This window comes from Priestia megaterium, assembly GCF_041941685.1.
In the GTDB taxonomy this organism is placed as follows: Bacteria; Bacillota; Bacilli; order Bacillales; family Bacillaceae_H; genus Priestia; species Priestia megaterium_C.
This window is the reverse complement of sequence record NZ_CP130958.1, coordinates 4,797,030-4,815,517: the sequence shown is the minus strand read 5'-3', so window position 1 is coordinate 4,815,517 and position 18,488 is coordinate 4,797,030. Positions and strand designations below refer to the sequence as shown.

The following is an 18,488-nucleotide window of genomic DNA, read 5'->3' as shown; positions in this document are numbered from 1 at the left end:
TTTTTAAAAGAAGCGTGAACCTCCTTATACATGCATACATATAGCTTGTAAGGAGGGATTTTTTTTTGGTTAAACTTCGTCGGAAATTAACAAGAAAAGGCCCGCTTCCTTTTCGCTACGTTCTGTTGCTCACCTTTCTTTTTTTATGCTTTCCACAGGGGTAGGATTATGGCTAATTAATAGAGGGATTGAACCGACGTTAATGAAATATGCTGAAGCACAAACAAAAGAGATTGCAACTTTAGTTATTAATAAAGCGGTGAATAAACAGGTACTTGATCAACTGGACGTAGATGTTATTAAGGTTGAATCTACACCTAACGGTCAAGTAGCCAAAATTGACACAGCGCTTGTAAATCGGGTTAGAGCTCAGACTACGTCATTCGTTCAAGCTAATTTAAAAGAGGCAGAGAAAGGGAATTTAGATGCACTTGAACTTCCAACAGATATTCGTATTGAAAAAAATGAAAAGCTGCGGAATCAAGGAATTGTATACCAAGTTCCTCTTGGGCAAGCAACTAATAATGCGCTGCTTGGAAATCTAGGTCCGCTGATTCCGGTTAAATTTCATGCTATTGGTGACGTTCAAACAGACGTAGTGCGAAAAATCGAGGAATATGGAATAAATAATGCATTTCTTGAAGTATCCATCAAAGTAAAAGTAAACATGCAAATCATTATCCCGTTTGCAACGAGAAAAACAACCGTTACGGCTACAATTCCGGTAGGAGGGACTGTTATCCCTGGAAATGTTCCCGATTATTTTAACGGTGGAAATTCGTCTTCTCCGGCAATTGAACTTCCGAAGAAAAATTAACAATATTATATTAACGTGATAAAGTGTTATTTAAAAAGCAGGTGCGGAAGTTCAAAAATACTTTCATATCTGCTTTTATTCATTGGAACATTTGTGTGAATTTTCTATAAAAAATATTTTGACATACTATCTTCTCCCTTCTATAATTTGAGATAGGAAGTTATAGAAAGAATAATCTAAAAATTATAAAAATTCTTGTTGATCTACGATAAAAAGAGAGTAGGGAGAGAACAAGAGGGGGAATTACAGTGGAAAATAGGCCGCAGTGGGGATCAAGAGCAGGGTTTATTTTAGCAGCAGCAGGTTCAGCAATTGGACTAGGAAATATATGGAGATTTCCAGCCACTGCATATGAAAATGGAGGAGGGGCATTTTTTCTCCCCTATTTATTTGCTTTGTTGACGGCAGGAATTCCTATCTTAATCATGGAATTTGCTATTGGACATAAATATAAAGGTTCCTCTCCTTTATCATTAGCAAGACTAAGTCCCAAGGCTGAATGGCTAGGCTGGTGGCAAGTAGCTATTTCCTTTTTTATTTCGGTTTACTATTCCGTCATTATCGCGTGGGCGATGTCGTATTTTATCTTTTCATTTAAGTTAAGCTGGGGAAACGATACGGAAGCGTTTTTATATGGAGATTACTTAAAGTTAGCTGAAGCACCAGGACAAACAGGAAGCCTCGTATTACACGTTTTAATTCCGCTTGTACTTGTATGGATTGTGACATTAGGTGTCTTATTAAAAGGAATCAAAAAAGGAATTGAAGCCGCAAACAAAATCTTTCTACCAACACTAATTATTCTATTTTTAATCATTGTCATTCGAGCAGTTACGTTAGACGGAGCAATGGAAGGTCTACATGCTTTCTTTAAACCAAACTGGAGCGCAATTGGAGATGGAAAGGTTTGGATCGCGGCATATGGTCAAATTTTCTTTAGTTTATCTGTTGGTTTTGCTATTATGATCACTTATTCCAGTTACCTTCCAAAGAAATCTGATTTAACTAATAATGCGTTTATTACTGGATTTGGTAATTCAGCGTTTGAATTACTAGCAGGAATCGGTGTGTTTGGCGCACTAGGTTTTATGGCTACTCAGCAAGGTATCCCAATCGATAAAGTAGTTCAGGGAGGGGTAGGACTAGCCTTTGTGGTTTTTCCGCAAATTATTAATGAATTTCCAGCGTTTAAACAGCTGTTTGGAATGTTATTCTTTGCCTCCTTAACATTAGCAGGATTAACGTCGCTTATTTCAATTATTGAAACCTTCGTAGCAGGCATTCAAGATAAATTTACTATCTCACGTACAAAATCTGTATTAATAGGTGGAGGAATCGCTTCAATTTGCTCGCTATTATTTGCAACACAAGGAGGACTTTATTTCTTAGATGTGATCGACTATTTCATTAATAACTTCGGAGTTGCTCTAGCAGGCTTAGTAGAAGTTGTATTAGTTGCTTGGGTATTTAAGAAGTTGAGCAGCCTTCAGCAGCATGCAAACGAAGTTTCTGATATTCGAATCGGTTCATGGTGGAAAGTATGTTTAGGAGTAGTTACACCACTTGTACTTGGATACATGATGTTTGATAACTTCCGGAAAAATATTTCGGAAAATTACGAACAGTATGCAACGACTTTTGTAGGTCCTTTTGGTTGGGGTGTGGCAGCTCTGGCTGTTATTTTGGGAATTGCTTTTTCTTTTGCACGATGGAAAGATGGGACGCTTCGTTTGTCAGTTAAAGATAAGGGGGTTTCTAAATAATGGATGGAAGTTCAATGACAATGATGGTTGTAGGGATGGTTATCATATGGGGCGGCTTGGCCGCGAGTATTGCTCATGCTGTGAAAAAAGCAAAAGAAAGTAAAGCATAAGGATAAAAAAACAGGAAGCATCAGCTTCCTGTTTTTTTATTTTTTCTTTAGTTCTAAACGATCATTTCGTTCCCACGTTCTTAACTGAGGATATGGGTCAAACGACCACTCATTTTTGCCGTTATCTTTATACATTCCATAGTGCAAGTGAGGAGGGAATTTCCCAGAAGTTCCAGGAGGTCCATAACCGGAACTTCCTACTCCGCCAATGAGTGTTCCTGGTTCTACAATTTGGCCTACTTTTAAATTTTTTGCAAATCCGCTTAAATGAGCCAAATAGTGATAGTTATTATGAAGGTCACGAATGCCGATTCGCCAGCCTCCATATTTATTCCATCCTTTAAGCTCAATAATGCCATAGCAAGGGGATTTTACTGGAACTCCGTAATCTGCAAAAATGTCTGTTCCTTCATGAATTCGTTTGCCACCCCAGCCGCGCGCATCTCCCCATGTACTGCGATAACTGTAGTTCGCACGGAGAGGCACCGGAAATGAAGAACCTTTTAAATCAATGCGTTCGTAATGGCGAAAAATTTTGGCATTCCCTAAAATAATATCAACTGCTTTAGCCCGATGATAATAGTTCCAAAGCGCAATTTTAATATAGTCTTCGGACACCCCGAACGTCCGAATATAATCTGCCATTGTAAAAAGCATATCTTCATCATTAAATTGGTCTGCTTTTTTGTCTCCGTTCCCATCTTTGCCCATTCCCCCGAGCAGAGAAATAGTAAGTGGGTTTGTATCTTCCAAATTCGGATTTAAAGAACCTGACCATTTTTCTGGAGGATAATAAATGGCGATTGCGCCTTTTTCTCTTGGAATATCTTTATGAGAGCGTCGAATATTTCGTTCATACTGGTCAATCCCAGCAAAGTAATACCAAGGAATCGTAGTAGCGGCTTCCATTTGTTTATACAGCTCTAATCTCTTTTGAATAAGTATTTTTTCTTGATCTGCTGATGATTCAGCTGTTACGTGGTGCCATCCTGTGAATATAGACATGAACATAAAAAGTAAGATAATCGTTTTGCGCATCGTGTTTCCCCCTTTCTAAAAAAAGTGTGTAATACTAGTTTGCAGCGAGAAAAAAGATTTCATAAATATTAATTAATGGAAATCGCTTCAAAACTTTTTTAAAGAATTTTATTCAGAAGATAAATGGAAATTATACGGAGGATGAAAACGCACACATTTGAATGGGAAATAGAAGAAAACTGAGGAAAATAAAGAGCAGACAACTTGTCGAATCTCACTTTTTTATGATAAAGTGACATATAGTTATGTTTTTAATATGTAGTTAAAATTAAGCATATAGGTTATAGACATTTTCTAGATTGGTGGAGTTGATAATATGGCAACAAAAGAAGAGCATGTCCGCAAACCCGAGTGGCTGAAGATTAAGCTAAACACAAACGAAAATTACACAGGCTTAAAGAAAATGATGCGTGAGAAAAACCTTCATACAGTTTGTGAAGAAGCAAGATGTCCGAATATTCATGAGTGTTGGGCTGTTCGTCGTACGGCAACTTTTATGATTTTAGGAGAAGTATGTACACGTGCCTGTCGTTTTTGCGCGGTTAAGACAGGTTTACCAACAGAATTAGATTTAGAAGAGCCAGAACGCGTAGCGGATTCTGTTCAGCTAATGAACTTAAAACATGCGGTTATTACAGTAGTAGCTCGCGATGATTTAAAAGACGGAGGAGCAAGCGTATTAGCTGAAACAATTCGTGCGATTCGTCGTAAAAATCCATTCACAACAATTGAAGTATTGCCTTCTGATATGGGCGGTGTGGAAGAGAACTTACGTATTGTAATGGACGCACGTCCTGATATTTTAAATCATAATATTGAAACAGTACGCAGCCTTACGCCTCGTGTTCGTGCTCGTGCTAAATATGAGCGTTCTCTTGAGTTCCTTCGCCGTGCAAAAGAAATGCAGCCGGATATCCCTACGAAATCAAGTATCATGCTTGGTCTAGGAGAAACAAAAGAAGAAATTATTGAAACGATGGATGATTTGCGTGCAAATAATGTAGATATTATGACGCTAGGCCAATATCTACAGCCAACTAAAAAGCACATAAAAGTTCAAAAATATTACCATCCAAATGAATTTGAAGAGCTAAAAGAAATTGCATTATCAAAAGGATTCAGCCATGTTGAAGCAGGTCCTCTTGTACGTTCTTCTTACCATGCAGATGAGCAAGTTAACGCTGCTGCAAAAAACAAAGCGCAAGAAAGCAAATAAGGTAAAAAGAGGCTGGAACAAAGGTAGTTTAGCCGAAGTGAAAAACGAACCACTAATCAAACTGTTTGATTAGTGGTTCGTTTTTTTATTACGGTGAACGTAGATTTTATCTGTTTCGTTTATTCCACCATATCTTTGTCCGTCATCGGTTCATTCAATTCGTTTTTCTCTCTTCCATTTGCATCTTCTCCGCCGTTCATTTTACGCCCTTGGGGAGATTTTAGCATTTGTTGAATAACTCCATCGATTCGTTTTCTAGCATCATTCGTTTGCGTATTCATTTCACTGATATTTTCGATTTGGTCCATCTGTTTCGGATTATCTGAGACGTATACATGATAATAACGAGGAACTACAGACATAGCTGTACGTTTTACCTGATCGGCTGCGTTATTCCTGTTTTTAGCATCTGTTTTATAAGCAACAAGCACATCTTTATCGGTTACTAGCGTAGCGGCTTGCTTAATATTTGGTATAGCGGTGCTCAGTTTACTAATATTGTCGGCTGCTTCTTCTCGATTAAATGTTCCTACTTGGTTCATATTGGAATTTTGTTCATTTGTGTTTTTAGTGTATCGAACATATCCATAATTTGTGCCGCTATTATTATTTGGATTATAATAATGATTAGGCTCGTTTACATTAATGGCATCTGGGTTGTTTGGTGATAAATTTTCATTTTCAGCTGTGTTTTTATTTTGACAGCCAATGGTTAAAATACTTGTTATCAAAGCGATTCCAAGAATAGTTTTCTTCACCATTTCCACCTCCTGTAGTTAAATATCGTACGCCAGGTAAACCGGCGAACCTTTATGTGGAGCATAAAAGATCAGTAGGTATACCGATAAAACTCCTACAGGATTAGAGTGCTGCTTATACGTGAAAAATTTCATGTTAATTGATGGTTTCATCATCATAATTATGGTATGGTAAATTTTAAGAGAAGAGGTGTGAGCAATGGTCTGTATCAATAATATTTGTTATGAAGTATTAAAAGATGAGCGCGAGGCATTTAATGAAGAGGCGTTTAGAGGTCGCTTTATTGACGTGCTGAGCCGCTATGACTATATTGTGGGAGATTGGGGATACAATCAGCTTCGACTGCGAGGCTTTTTTGATGACCGAAATCAAAAGGCAACGTATGATACGAAGATTAGTACGCTTCAAGACTATTTACATGAATATTGTAATTTTGGCTGTGCGTATTTTGTCTTAAAAAAAGTCCATAAGTAAAAAAAGGCAAGCAGAAGACACTAACTGTCCTTCACGCTGCCTTTTTTTTAGATGATTTCATATAAAAATTCGCGAAGTTCCTGACCGTCTTCACTGTTTAATTTAAATACTTCTTCAAGATAGTTTGGTTCTTCAAGGTCATCTTGTCCAATGATGGCGAAGCGTCCTCCTTGAATATCAAGAACAACTTGTTTGCCATAATAACGGTCGGTTTGGATAATAGCTAAATCAAATCGTTGATTTTCGCCCATAAAGCTGACAAACCGGGTCTTTGTAGATACAACATCGTCATATAGATAAAAGCGTTCGCTCATAGGTATACTCCTTTCATAGGTTGTATTTGTATCATATCAAATAAGGTCAAAAACAAAAATGAATTTATCAAATGGATAATGGGTCATGATAAAATAGAACAGGAACCCCGTTTGTTTATGAAAAAAGATTTATAGAGAGCTGACAACTAGGGAGGAAATAATATGTACTTTGTAGATCGTGAAAAAATAGAAGCCACGCTTGTTTTTTTTGATGAACATGTTCGTTTGTTTACTGAGCATTCGAGCTGGAACACAGAAATAGAGAAAAAGGCATTAGAGAGAATTGTACACCTTTTAATTGAAAACGTTTTAGATGTAGGAAATGCAATGATTGATGGGTTTATTATGAGAGATCCAGGCAGTTACGACGATATCATTGACATTTTAGTTGATGAGAAAGTGGTTAAAAAAGAGGAAGAAACGCCATTAAAAGAGATCGTTCAATTGCGTAAAAGCCTTGTTCAAGAATATGTGGATGTTAAACATCAGGATATTTATCAAAAAGTGATGCAGCATAAAGACGTACTGGCAGCATTTTCAGAGCGCGTAAGGACATATCTAGAGACAGAGTTAGGACCTGTGTCTGCTTTTCGTAACTAAAGGCAAGCAAGTTGTAGTTGTATAAAAAATAAGCTATGATTTCAAGTATGAGACTTGAAAGGAGATCACACAACATGAAGGAATATAAAGGATATTTGATTGATTTAGACGGAACAATGTACAAAGGAACAGAGCTAATTGCCGAGGCGCGTGATTTTGTTATTAAATTAAAGGAAAAAGGAATTCCTTATTTATTTGTAACAAACAACTCAACAAAAACGCCCGATAAAGTAGCTGAAAAGCTAGAGGCATTTGGCATTCCTGCAACAGAAGAGCAAGTTTTTACAACAAGTCAGGCAACAGCTAATTATTTGCACGAACGTAAAGCAAATGCTTCAGCTTATGTAATTGGTGGAGAAGGAATCCGACATGCGTTGCTTGAAAAAGGATTTACCATTGAAGAGGAAGATACGGATTTCGTAGTTGTTGGTTTGGATCAGGAAATTACATATGAAAAATTAGCAAAAGCATGTTTAAACGTTCGAAACGGCGCCTTTTTTGTTTCAACGAACGGAGATATTGCGATTCCTACTGAAAGAGGCTTACTGCCTGGTAATGGATCTATCACGTCCGTTATTACGGTTTCTACTCAAACAAATCCAGTATTTATTGGCAAACCAGAAAGTATTATTATGGAGCAAGCCCTTGAAGTCATCGGTACGCCAAAAGAAGAAACAATCATGATTGGTGATTACTATGATACAGATATTTTAGCAGGGATGAATGCAGGCTTAGATACATTACTAGTTCATACAGGGGTAACAACAAGAGAGTTACTAGAAGGGTATGAGAAAAAGCCAACTTATACGGTAGATTCACTAAAAGAGTGGATGGAGCGAATTTAAAAAGCTGTCAATTGACAGCTTTTTTTGTTTTTAAAACCTATTCTTGGCTGGCAGCCCGGTGCGCTAACCGGCTAGAAGCAGCGGCGGCAATTGCGCCTACTAAATCATCTAAGAAAGTGTGGCACTCTCCAGTCGATTTATCGTTTAATCGTTCTAGAATACCCGGCTTTTGTTTATCAATATACCCGTAATTGGTAAAGCCGATTGATCCGTACACATTTACAATCGATAATGCTAAAATCTCGTCGATACCGTATAAACCTTCGTCTTTCTCAAGAATATCCAACAGAGGCGGCTCAATAACTTTTTTTCCGTGAGGACATCTAGTTGAATACCCGTTAAAATAGCATTTTGAACTTCTCGTTTAGAAATGACGCGCTCAACGTTATATAAACAGTCTTCAATTGTTAAGTTTGGGTGATACTTTTTTTGCAAGTAATAGACCAGTTCAGCAATGTCTGTAAGAGCCACGCCGCGTTCTATTAACCATTCTCTTGCTTTTTTTCTAACTCACTTTGTGTATGTTTTTTCTCCAAGTATCATCACCTGTTTTCTATATATTTTTAAGTCTAAAGTTGTTTCATACTACTAACCCGGAGTAAATAACTATAAATGGTGTATTTCTAATCTATTCATTCCTCTGTAAATATTATGACAAGTAATGTTGTTTTCCATCATATAATTTCTTGAATGAATGAAGAGAGGGATTAAAATGATACAAACCATTTATGAGCATTACGGATTACGTCCAAATGAATTTATGCCCATAGGTAAATTTGAAGGTTTTCAGTATCGAGATATTTTATATACAATCATTAATGTAAAGCAAATGGAACAAGACGAGTTAAATGAACTATATCAAATGAGTCAATTTCTGATGGGCCAAGGTGATCGCCATGTGGCAACATTTATGCCTAATTTGAATGGTGAAATGATTACAGAAACTGAAACTGAAAAATTTATCATTTGCCGCTGTCTTGCGGAAGAGAAAAACCCCAACTTTTCACCTGGGCACGAGCTAGCTGTTTTTCATCAAAAAGGGAGACTGTTTCCTTATGAAGTGGAAAAAGCAAACCGGCTAGGGCAATGGAAGTCCATGTGGGAGAAGCGTCTCGACCAGATGGAGCAATTTTGGTATGGGAGATTACGTGCTTTGCCTAATCAAGAGATGGAAAAACGTTTTTTAGAAACTTTTCCTTATTACCTAGGATTAACGGAAAATGCTATTCAATACCTAGTAGACACGGAAATTGACGATTTGCCTCGTTCAGTTGACGCTGCGACGATTTGTCATCATCGGTTTGGGCAAAAAACATGGGGGGAAGACTACGTTTACAAGCTCCCAGCAGATTGGGTCTTCGATCATCCGAGCAGAGATATAGCTGAATATATAAGGGAACAATATTTATTAACATACGCTGTCGATGAAAAGCACATGCATCAGTTTTTAAGTGAATACGAAAAGGTAAATCCGCTTTCTTCTTTTTCATGGAGACTGTTATATGCTAGACTTCTTTTTCCCGTTCATTATTTTGAAGTCATTGAAGGGTATTACAGTGTACAAGATGAGAGGCAAAAACAAAAGTATTATGAGAAGCTGGAAGGAGTATTAGCTCATTCTTCTCACTACGAAGCTTTTCTGAAGCGCTTTTACCAGTCGGTGGGTATTTCAACGTCTCGTTATCACATTCCTGAATTAACATGGATTCATTAAAAAGCGATTACTATAGAATATGATAAAATAGAAAAATAGGTGTTGGATAATCCAAACCTGTTTTTCTATTTTGTTTTTATGCATGCAGTTTAAAAAGGATAAAGAGGTGGCGTACATATGGACAAGCCGTTTGTATTTATTACGAGAAAAATACCGAATGAATTAATCGAACCTTTAAAGGCAGTAGCGAATGTGGAAATGTGGGATAAAGAAGATGAGGCAGTCCCTCATGAGCTGCTTTGTGAAAAAGCTAAGCACGCACATGCTCTATTAACAATGCTTTCAGATCGTATTGATAGTGAGTTGCTTACGCAAGCTCCTCATTTAAAGCTTGTAGCTAACTTGGCGGTCGGATTCGATAATATTGACGTAGAAGCGGCAACTGAACGAGGAATTATCGTTTCTAATACCCCCGATGTTTTATCTGATACAACAGCAGATTTAACGTTTGGTTTATTAATGAGTGTAGCTAGACGTTTAGTAGAAGCTGCTGGATATGTGAAAGAAAATCAGTGGAAAAGCTGGAGTCCATTTTTGTTAGCGGGTAGAGATGTTCATCATAAAACATTAGGTATTGTTGGAATGGGGAAAATTGGAGAGAAGCTTGCGAAACGTGCTACAGGTTTTGATATGGAAATTCTGTACCACAATCGAAGCCGCAACCTTCAAGCAGAAAAAAAGCTCGATGCAGTTTACTGTGAGTTAAATGAGCTGCTTGAACGATCTGATTTTGTTGTTTGTTTGACACCGTTAACGGACGAAACCAAACATTTATTTAATGCTTCAGCATTTGAACAGATGAAAACAACTGCGATTTTTATTAATGCTTCAAGAGGAGCAGTGGTTGATGAGCAAGCATTGTTACATGCGGTTCAATCCGGTGAAATTGCTGGAGCTGGCTTGGATGTATTCGATCAAGAGCCTATTTCTGCTTCTCACCCTCTTCTTCAATTGCCTAATGTTGTAGCTCTTCCTCATATCGGCAGTGCGAGTATCGAAACGCGCACGGAAATGATTTCTTTATGTGTTAAAAACATTAAAGCAGTACTTACAAATGAGTCTCCTATTACAATTGTAAATAAAGAAGCGTTTGCGAAAAAATCATAACAGAAAAAGGCAATTTCATTTCGGTGAAATTGTCTTTTTTTTATTAAAAAACAGTGAGAGCCATGTTATGATAATAAAATGAAATATTTTAAAAATTTACATTTATCTTTATATACCAATTTTTTTAACGAGTTTACGAGAAAAGATGGCAAGTAAACCTTGTAAAAAAGAAAAATAAGGTCTATAATGTCCTCTATAAGAGAACAAATGTATACGTAGAAAGAACACAGAGGTGAGGAATATGACAAAAAGTATTTCAGTAGGATTATTAGGGTTAGGAACGGTAGGAAGCGGAGTAGTCAAAATTATTGAAAATCATCAGGATAAATTAAGTCATCAAGTCGGGTGTCCTGTAGAAGTTAAAAAAGTAGTAGTTAAAGATATTGATAAGAAACGTGACGTAGAAATCAGTGAAAATAAATTAACAACGAATGTTGAAGACGTTTTACATAACGCGGAGATTGACGTTGTCATTGAAGTAATGGGTGGCGTTGAAGAAACAAGAGATTATATCTTAACAGCCCTTCGTAATAAAAAGCATGTTGTAACGGCAAACAAAGATTTGATGGCAGTTTATGGATCAGAATTGTTAACAGTAGCTTCTGAAAATAACTGTGATTTATTTTATGAAGCAAGTGTAGCAGGCGGTATTCCAATTCTTCGTGGATTAGCAGATGGATTAGCATCTGATCGTATTACCAAAATGATGGGAATTGTAAATGGTACAACAAACTTCATTTTAACGAAAATGACAAAAGAAGGAAGCGCTTATGATGAAGTGTTAAAAGAAGCGCAGGATTTAGGATATGCTGAAGCGGATCCAACTTCTGACGTAGGTGGTTTAGATGCTGCTCGCAAAATGGCAATCTTGGCTACACTAGGATTTTCAATGAAAATTGACTTGGACGATGTTCGTGTTCAAGGTATTACAGAAGTAACGGAAGAAGACTTGCAATATAGTAAACAATTAGGCTATACGATGAAACTGATTGGATATGCACATCGTGACGGCGACAATGTAGAAGTTAGTGTTCAGCCAACTCTTTTAGCAGACACACATCCTCTTGCTTCAGTAAGCGATGAGTACAATGCTGTATATGTATACGGAGAAGCTGTTGGAGAAACGATGTTTTATGGACCGGGGGCAGGAAGCCTGCCAACTGCCACTGCTGTCGTATCAGATTTAGTAGGTGTTATGAAAAACATGCGTTTAGGTGTGAATGGTAAAAGTGCGGTAACGCCTCAGTATCCAAAACAGTTAAAAGCAGAAGATGAAATGTTCTCGAAGCATTTCTTACGTATTCATGTTAAAGATCAAGTTGGAGCATTTGCAAAATTAACAACACTATTTTCAGAGCGTGGCGTGAGCTTCGAAAAAATTATTCAACTTCCTGTGAAAGGAAGCGAATTAGCTGAGATTGTTGTTGTTACACACAAAACATCTCAAAAAGATTATGAGGAAATCCTTCAGCAGCTTCGGGATTTACCAATTGTAGAAAATGTAAAAAGCAGTTACCGCGTAGAGGGAGTTGGCACAGTATGATGTGGAAAGGTCTATTAGCTGAATATAAAGAGTTTTTACCTGTAACAGAGAAAACACCTATGCTTACACTACATGAAGGAAATACACCTTTAATTCACCTTTCTCATTTATCAAAAGAACTAGGCATTGATTTACATGTGAAAGTAGAAGGGTTAAATCCAACGGGGTCATTTAAAGACCGCGGAATGGTAATGGCTGTAGCAAAAGCCAAAGAAGAAGGAAGCAATACGGTTATTTGTGCATCTACAGGTAACACATCCGCAGCTGCAGCAGCTTATGCATCACGCGCTGGCATGCGCTGTATCGTTGTTATTCCAAATGGAAAAATTGCGATGGGGAAATTAGCTCAAGCTGTTATGTATGGTGCAGAAATTGTAGCAATTGAAGGAAACTTTGACCAAGCGCTTTCTATGGTTCGTAAGCTGAGTGAAACATCACCGGTTGCACTTGTAAACTCTGTAAACCCATATCGTATTGAAGGGCAAAAAACAGCTTCTTTCGAGATTTGTGAACAGCTTGGAAAAGCGCCTGACGTTTTAGCTATCCCAGTGGGGAATGCAGGGAATATTACAGCTTACTGGAAAGGATTCAAAGAATACAGTGAGCGTCACCAAACGTCTCTTCCTCACATGCACGGGTTTGAAGCAGAAGGTGCAGCGGCGATCGTGCGTAATCAAGTTATCGAAAATCCAGAAACAATTGCAACGGCTATTCGAATCGGAAATCCAGCAAGCTGGGATTATGCTGTAAACGCAGCAAAAGAATCAAACGGAAAAATTGATGAAGTAACAGATGAACAAATCTTAGAAGCATATCGTACAATTGCACGCAAAGAAGGTGTATTTGCAGAGCCAGGTTCTTGCGCTTCAATAGCTGGTGTGTTTAAAGATGTAGCTTCTGGTAAAATTGCAAAGGGTTCAACGGTTGTAGCTGTATTAACAGGTAACGGATTAAAAGATCCAAACGTAGCAATCGATGCTCATAATGTAAAGCCAGTGGTTTTACCAAATGATGAAGAAAAGGTATTTGAGTATATCCAAGGTGTCGTTGCTTCATGCTAGAAAATGAGCGTTTTGTCATTACGGTCCCAGCTAGCTCTGCTAATTTAGGGCCAGGATTTGATTCCATTGGAGTGGCTTTATCTCGTTACTTAAGATTAACAGTAGAGCGTCATGAGGAATGGATTTTTATCCCTGAAACGAAAGAAGTGCAAAGTATTCCTAGAAGTACAGATAACTTAATGTATGAAGTGGCACAAGACGTGGCCCGTCAATTTAACATTGATCTTCCAAGTGCGAAGGTCTCTGTTTGGAGCAACATTCCATTAGCAAGGGGACTTGGAAGCAGCGCATCGGCTATCGTAGCTGGAATCGAGCTGGCTAATGTACTGTGTGACTTGCGTTTATCAAAAAGAGAAAAGCTTCGCATCAGCAGCTTAATGGAAGGACATCCCGATAACGTCAGCCCTTCTATTTACGGCGGAATCGTTGTTGGTTACCATCATGAAAATGAAACATATATTGCTCAAATACCTGAATTTGATGTCGATATCGTGATGGCTATTCCAGAATATGAATTAAAAACAACCGATGCTCGTGATGTGCTGCCTTCGGATATTAATTATCGCCACGCAGTAGAAGCTGGGGCAATCGGGAACATGCTAGTAGCAGCCCTGTTAAATAAAGATTTACCTCTGGTAGGCGAATTTATGGAGAAAGATTTATATCACGAACCTTATCGTATGAGACTCGTGCCAGAGCTTTCTCTTGTGCGAAAAGAAGCAAAAGCTCTCGGCGCATACGGTGTGTCACTAAGCGGAGCCGGTCCGAGTGTATTATGTTTAGCACCAAAAGGAAAAGGAAAAGCGATTGCTGAACATATGTATGCTTTACTGCCGAACTGCGAAATAGATGTTTTACAAATTGATCGCAAAGGTGTATTTGTAGAAGCTGAAGTCACAACGAGTTAATAAAAAAATCCTCATTCATTTGAATGAGGATTTTTCATTCGCAAGCCCCAATAAAATGGGAGGTTGCTTTTATAATAAAATCAAAGAGATTAGAATACTTGTTCTACTTCAACTACACCAGGTACTTCTTCTAAAAGGGCACGTTCGATACCAGCTTTTAGCGTGATTGTTGAACTTGGGCAGCTTCCGCAAGCGCCTAAAAGACGTAACTTTACAATACCATCCTCTACGTCTACTAGCTCACAGTCTCCACCGTCGCGAAGTAAAAACGGACGAAGTTTTTCTAATACTTCTTGAACTTGCTCGTGCATTTCTGACATAACTATCGACTCCTTTCTTCTACTCTTATTATAAACGGTCTTTCATGAAAAATCTATCGGAGTATACATCGTAATGTTACCTTAAAAGAAAAAGATGTGCAATGAATCAGTTTTGTGTAAAATAGTATTCATAATGAAGTAAAAGTGTGAATAATCGTACAGTTTGTATGTAAAGATTCAAGGGGGATGTGCTATGCAATCAACTGAGGTAGAAGTGTGTATTTATGGAGCTGAAATTGTTTGTGCAAGCTGTGTTAATCTGCCGTCTTCAAAAGACACCTATGATTGGCTAGAGGCAGCGATTTCTCGCAAATATCCGAACCAACCGTTTGCTATCACATATGTAGATATAAACGAGCCGCATACGGATCCGAAAAAAGCAGCCTTTGCCAAGCGTGTGATTGAAGAAGATTTATTCTATCCTGTAGTGGTTATTAATGGAGAAATTGTTGGGGAAGGCAATCCGAAATTAAAGCGCGTATTTGAGGAAATGGAGAAGTATGGTTTCTGCGCATCATAATGAAAAAAGCCGTTAGATTGTCAGTCATCTAACGGCTTTTATTTTATCCACTATGGTGTTTATACATCCAAAGAATACCTGATTTTAATAATCGAGCTACGCGTCCTGTAATTGGACGTTCGGCAACTAAGCCAAATCCATGCTTTTTGCCTAATGAACCAAGTATGCCTTTTAATTTAATAGTTGGCAATTCATCTGGAAGCGCTTCGCCTTTCCAGCGGTGAAGAAGTACTTGCACAATTTGTTCAGCCTGACCTTCTGCAAGCTGAGCACTTGGTGCATGCGGTAGGCTTGCACAATCACCTAAAATGTAGACATTTTCATCGTCAGGCAAGTTATGGTATTTTGTTAATACGACGCGTCCTTGAGGATCTTTTTCTACGTCTAAATCGCGTACCACTTTATTTGGCTGGATACCTGCTGTCCATACGATTGCATCGCTTTGAATGGGCTCATCATGATTATAAAGAATGTTCGGTTCTACTTTTGTAATATTAGCACTATTTACGATTTCAACACCGTTTGAAGTAAACCAAGTTTGAACGTAATTACTTAAACGTTCTGGGAAAGCAGATAAAATTAATTTACCGCGGTCAAATAAGATGATTTTTAAATCCGGGCGGCTTTCTCTTAGCTCGCTTGCTAGTTCTACTCCGCTTAATCCAGCTCCTACAATTGAAACAGTAGCGTGAGCCGGCAAGTTGTTTAATGTCTGATAAGTTGCTCGTGAAGCATCAATGGATTGAATGCTGTATGTATGCTCAAGAGCTCCGGGAACTCCATGATATTTATCTTCGCATCCGAGTCCTACAATTAGATCATCGTAAGCGATCATTTGATCATCCACATAGACGCATTTCTCTTTCAGGTCTATGCGTTTTACACAGCCGTAGCGAATTTTTAAGCGAGGGTGTTCAGGAAAAGCAACACGAACATGCTGATCAGAGATTGTTCCAGCTGCAAGTGCATAGAATTCAGTTTTTAGTGAGTGATAAGGTGCTTTGTCAATAAGCGTTACTTCTACATCGTTAGGCAATTGATTCGGAAAAAGGCGCTGCAAAACGCGCATACCACCGTATCCGCCGCCCAGTATGACAAGGTTCTTCATGTGAATTTCCCCTTTAGCTTCATGCATTTTTGTTTTCTCTCTATTATTCTTGCTTTTAAGAATAGGAGAGTACAAATTACCGTTAATAAGGATGGTTGCCAAAAAGATATGAAAGGCTATATAAGATAACATATTTTACTTAAATAATAATTTAATATAACCTCGTTTGGTTTTCTATACATAAAAGTATAACTAAATTAATAAAAAACCACAATATGTTTCAACATAATTTCAAGCTATCCCTGTAATAAAGCTTTATTTATACGTTTTGTTGAAAAAGTCTGTGAAGCTAAAAAGCGTGAGCAAAATGAACGTGAATTTCCAAAGTTGACGTTGAAAATGAAAGGAGATAGGATAAACTAATAGTAGAGAGGTGAAAAACGTGATACAGCCAATTATTGAATTTTGCGTTAGCAATTTAGCCAGTGGTTCTCAAACAGCTTTAGAAAAGCTTGAAAAAGATCCAAATCTAGATATTATTGAATACGGATGTTTAGGTTATTGCGGGAAATGTTCACAATCTTTATTTGCTTTGGTAAACGGAGAGATTGTTACAGCGGAAACACCTGAACAGTTAGTAGATAATATTTACATTCATTTAGAAGAAAACCCAATGTTTTAAACTATCCCCGCTGTCGTATCTCTTTTTATCAGAAGAGGGACATGAGGCTAATAGAATAGATGATGTAAGCACGGCTAGTCTTGCCGTGCTTTTTTATGCGTTTTTGCGCAAATATCTGTGCTTTAACCATCCTTTTTACAATCATAATGCTTCTTTTGTTTTTTAATACTCTAAAGGAGGACAAAATAAAAAACCCCTTAATCTTTATGATTAAGGAGCTAAAAAAACGGGGGATGATATTATTGTGTACAAAAGAGAATCACTTTATACTAGAGCTACATAAAAAAATAATGGGTGATAATATGAAAAAATTTCAGTTTACAAAAATGCATGCACTTGGCAACAACTATATCTACGTAAATATGTTTGAAGAACATATAGAAGAGCAAGAGTTAGCACCGCTTGCTGTAAAAGTCTCAAATGTTTATACGGGAATTGGATCGGATGGAATGATTCTTATTTGTCCATCTGAACGTGCAGATGTGAAAATGCGCGTATTTAATAATGACGGCTCGGAAGCAAAAAACTGCGGAAACGGTTTAAGATGTGTAGCTAAATATGCATATGAACATAATTTAGTAACAAGCGAAAGATTTTTTATCGAAACGCTTTCCGGAGTTGTAGAAGCAACGGTGCATCCGCAGGGAAATGAAGTTCCAGAAGTGACAATTGATATGGGAGCGCCTATTTTAGCTAGAGAACAAATTCCAATGACGGGAGCAAGCCAAGACCAGGTCGTTAATGAAGAGATGGAATTTGGAAAAGAACGGTTAAAAGGGACGGCTGTATCAATGGGAAATCCTCACGTCGTCTTTTACGTAAATGATATTGAACAAGCGCCTCTTACTACATTAGGACCCGTGGTTGAAAAAGATTCGCGTTTTCCAGAAGGAGTGAACGTTGAATTTGTCGAGGTAGTGAACGAAAGAGAGCTGAACTTTCGTGTATGGGAAAGAGGTTCGGGTATCACTCAAGCATGTGGAACAGGAGCATGCGCTGCTGTTGTTTCGTCTGTGTTAAATGAGAAGGCGAAAAAAGATGTTCCTACCGTCGTACGCCTCGCTGGAGGAGATTTAACGATTGTTTGGCAAAATAAAGGCAATGTATTAATGACAGGTCCAGCCAATGTGATTTGTGACGGCACGTATTATTATTAAAAAATGAAGAAGCAGACGATTTGTCGTCACAGCCATTTCGTCGTATACTAAACAAAAAAGGAGGTCTGTTTAAAAATGAGTCAAGATATCCTAACAATTACAGAAGCTGCAAGCTTTCAAATAAAAGATATGATGAAAGAACATGAAGAAGAAAATGCTTATTTACGTGTTAATGTAAATGGAGGAGGCTGTTCAGGTCTTTCTTACGGTATGGGTTTTGCACACGAAGTAAATGAAAACGATACGCTGTTTGAACAACATGGTATTAAAATTCTTGTAGATAGCGAAAGTGCTCCAATTTTAAAAGATGTAAAAATTGATTACAAGCAATCTATGCTAGGCGGAGGGTTTACAATTGATAACCCAAACGCCATTGCAGCATGCGGCTGCGGCTCTTCTTTCCGTACAGCAAGCAACGCAGGTGCTCCTGAAGAGTGCTAAATATATGTTTATCAAGAAGCTTTCTTCACCTCATCTGGTGAAGAAAGCTTT

Annotated in this window: 20 protein-coding genes and 2 pseudogenes; 16 read left to right on the top strand and 6 right to left on the bottom strand. The window is 37.9% G+C overall.

Features of this window, described 5'->3' with window-relative positions; genetic code table 11:
• Positions 1-65: 65 nt before the first annotated feature.
• The 3 genes and pseudogenes from yunB (at position 66) to Q5794_RS25555 (ending at position 2,690) form a co-directional block, all read left to right on the top strand.
• Positions 66-817, top strand: a pseudogene (gene yunB, locus Q5794_RS25565) (sporulation protein YunB).
• A 248-nt stretch (positions 818-1,065) separates the two neighbouring features.
• Positions 1,066-2,580 carry a sodium-dependent transporter gene (locus tag Q5794_RS25560; protein WP_215054768.1) on the top strand — a complete coding sequence of 505 codons (1,515 nt, stop codon included), beginning with the start codon at positions 1,066-1,068 and terminating at the stop codon, positions 2,578-2,580.
• The gene (locus Q5794_RS25555; protein WP_328244318.1) at positions 2,580-2,690 is read left to right on the top strand and encodes a methionine/alanine import family NSS transporter small subunit; all 111 of its coding nucleotides are present in this window, start codon (positions 2,580-2,582) and stop codon (positions 2,688-2,690) included. Before Q5794_RS25560 ends, Q5794_RS25555 begins: the two co-directional genes overlap by 1 nt.
• 36 nt (positions 2,691-2,726) lie before the next feature.
• On the opposite strand, the gene Q5794_RS25550 is transcribed toward Q5794_RS25555, so the two are convergent.
• Positions 2,727-3,728 carry a M23 family metallopeptidase gene (locus Q5794_RS25550; RefSeq protein WP_285229780.1) on the bottom strand — a complete coding sequence of 334 codons (1,002 nt, stop codon included), beginning with the start codon at positions 3,726-3,728 and terminating at the stop codon, positions 2,727-2,729.
• A 316-nt stretch (positions 3,729-4,044) separates the two neighbouring features.
• Here Q5794_RS25550 and lipA point away from each other — a divergent pair, with 316 nt between their 5' ends.
• On the top strand, positions 4,045-4,944 hold the full coding sequence (gene lipA, locus Q5794_RS25545) for a lipoyl synthase (RefSeq protein WP_013059637.1): 900 nt from the start codon (positions 4,045-4,047) through the stop codon (positions 4,942-4,944).
• A 119-nt stretch (positions 4,945-5,063) separates the two neighbouring features.
• Here the strand turns inward: lipA and Q5794_RS25540 are convergent, their stop codons facing one another.
• Positions 5,064-5,705 carry a YhcN/YlaJ family sporulation lipoprotein gene (locus tag Q5794_RS25540; protein WP_215054767.1) on the bottom strand — a complete coding sequence of 214 codons (642 nt, stop codon included), beginning with the start codon at positions 5,703-5,705 and terminating at the stop codon, positions 5,064-5,066.
• A gap of 196 nt (positions 5,706-5,901) precedes the next feature.
• Here Q5794_RS25540 and Q5794_RS25535 point away from each other — a divergent pair, with 196 nt between their 5' ends.
• Complete coding sequence (locus Q5794_RS25535; RefSeq protein ID WP_013059635.1) at positions 5,902-6,177, top strand: YutD family protein; 276 nt, start codon at positions 5,902-5,904, stop codon at positions 6,175-6,177.
• 47 nt (positions 6,178-6,224) lie between these two features.
• Here Q5794_RS25535 and Q5794_RS25530 read toward each other — a convergent pair whose 3' ends face one another.
• On the bottom strand, positions 6,225-6,491 hold the full coding sequence (locus Q5794_RS25530) for a DUF3055 domain-containing protein (RefSeq protein WP_013059634.1): 267 nt from the start codon (positions 6,489-6,491) through the stop codon (positions 6,225-6,227).
• A gap of 162 nt (positions 6,492-6,653) precedes the next feature.
• Between Q5794_RS25530 and Q5794_RS25525 the strand changes: the two genes are divergently transcribed.
• Positions 6,654-7,091 (top strand): DUF86 domain-containing protein, encoded by a 438-nt coding sequence (locus Q5794_RS25525; RefSeq protein WP_215054766.1) that lies wholly within the window; start codon positions 6,654-6,656, stop codon positions 7,089-7,091.
• A 74-nt stretch (positions 7,092-7,165) separates the two neighbouring features.
• On the top strand, positions 7,166-7,936 hold the full coding sequence (locus Q5794_RS25520) for a TIGR01457 family HAD-type hydrolase (RefSeq protein WP_013059632.1): 771 nt from the start codon (positions 7,166-7,168) through the stop codon (positions 7,934-7,936).
• Positions 7,937-7,973: 37 nt separating this feature from the next.
• On the opposite strand, the pseudogene Q5794_RS25515 reads toward Q5794_RS25520, so the two are convergent.
• A pseudogene (locus Q5794_RS25515) lies at positions 7,974-8,472 on the bottom strand (phosphatidylglycerophosphatase A).
• 176 nt (positions 8,473-8,648) lie between these two features.
• On the opposite strand from Q5794_RS25515, the gene yutH reads away from it, so the two are divergent.
• From yutH to thrB, 5 genes are all read left to right on the top strand, one after another.
• On the top strand, positions 8,649-9,650 hold the full coding sequence (gene yutH, locus Q5794_RS25510) for a spore coat putative kinase YutH (RefSeq protein ID WP_215054765.1): 1,002 nt from the start codon (positions 8,649-8,651) through the stop codon (positions 9,648-9,650).
• A 117-nt stretch (positions 9,651-9,767) separates the two neighbouring features.
• On the top strand, positions 9,768-10,757 hold the full coding sequence (locus Q5794_RS25505) for a 2-hydroxyacid dehydrogenase (RefSeq protein WP_374988536.1): 990 nt from the start codon (positions 9,768-9,770) through the stop codon (positions 10,755-10,757).
• A gap of 241 nt (positions 10,758-10,998) precedes the next feature.
• Positions 10,999-12,300 (top strand): homoserine dehydrogenase, encoded by a 1,302-nt coding sequence (locus tag Q5794_RS25500; RefSeq protein WP_374988535.1) that lies wholly within the window; start codon positions 10,999-11,001, stop codon positions 12,298-12,300.
• Positions 12,300-13,361: a threonine synthase gene (thrC, locus tag Q5794_RS25495; RefSeq protein WP_280160836.1), complete on the top strand. Its 1,062-nt coding sequence runs from the start codon at positions 12,300-12,302 to the stop codon at positions 13,359-13,361. The genes Q5794_RS25500 and thrC overlap by 1 nt, the downstream gene beginning before the upstream one ends.
• Positions 13,355-14,269 (top strand): homoserine kinase, encoded by a 915-nt coding sequence (gene thrB, locus Q5794_RS25490; protein ID WP_215054763.1) that lies wholly within the window; start codon positions 13,355-13,357, stop codon positions 14,267-14,269. The genes thrC and thrB overlap by 7 nt, the downstream gene beginning before the upstream one ends.
• Positions 14,270-14,358: 89 nt before the next feature.
• Here thrB and Q5794_RS25485 read toward each other — a convergent pair whose 3' ends face one another.
• Complete coding sequence (locus tag Q5794_RS25485; RefSeq protein WP_013059625.1) at positions 14,359-14,589, bottom strand: NifU family protein; 231 nt, start codon at positions 14,587-14,589, stop codon at positions 14,359-14,361.
• 193 nt (positions 14,590-14,782) lie between these two features.
• Here Q5794_RS25485 and Q5794_RS25480 point away from each other — a divergent pair, with 193 nt between their 5' ends.
• On the top strand, positions 14,783-15,109 hold the full coding sequence (locus Q5794_RS25480) for a YuzD family protein (RefSeq protein ID WP_057239787.1): 327 nt from the start codon (positions 14,783-14,785) through the stop codon (positions 15,107-15,109).
• A gap of 43 nt (positions 15,110-15,152) precedes the next feature.
• Here the strand turns inward: Q5794_RS25480 and Q5794_RS25475 are convergent, their stop codons facing one another.
• Positions 15,153-16,217, bottom strand: a complete 1,065-nt coding sequence (locus Q5794_RS25475) for an NAD(P)/FAD-dependent oxidoreductase (RefSeq protein ID WP_013085326.1) — start codon at positions 16,215-16,217, stop codon at positions 15,153-15,155.
• Positions 16,218-16,599: 382 nt separating this feature from the next.
• On the opposite strand from Q5794_RS25475, the gene Q5794_RS25470 reads away from it, so the two are divergent.
• The 3 genes from Q5794_RS25470 to Q5794_RS25460 all read left to right on the top strand — a co-directional run bounded on the left by Q5794_RS25470 (position 16,600) and on the right by Q5794_RS25460 (position 18,437).
• Positions 16,600-16,839, top strand: a complete 240-nt coding sequence (locus tag Q5794_RS25470; protein WP_013059622.1) for a YuzB family protein — start codon at positions 16,600-16,602, stop codon at positions 16,837-16,839.
• Positions 16,840-17,141: 302 nt separating this feature from the next.
• Complete coding sequence (gene dapF / locus Q5794_RS25465; RefSeq protein ID WP_374988534.1) at positions 17,142-17,996, top strand: diaminopimelate epimerase; 855 nt, start codon at positions 17,142-17,144, stop codon at positions 17,994-17,996.
• A 75-nt stretch (positions 17,997-18,071) separates the two neighbouring features.
• Positions 18,072-18,437 (top strand): iron-sulfur cluster assembly accessory protein, encoded by a 366-nt coding sequence (locus tag Q5794_RS25460; protein ID WP_013059620.1) that lies wholly within the window; start codon positions 18,072-18,074, stop codon positions 18,435-18,437.
• Positions 18,438-18,488 lie beyond the last annotated feature (51 nt).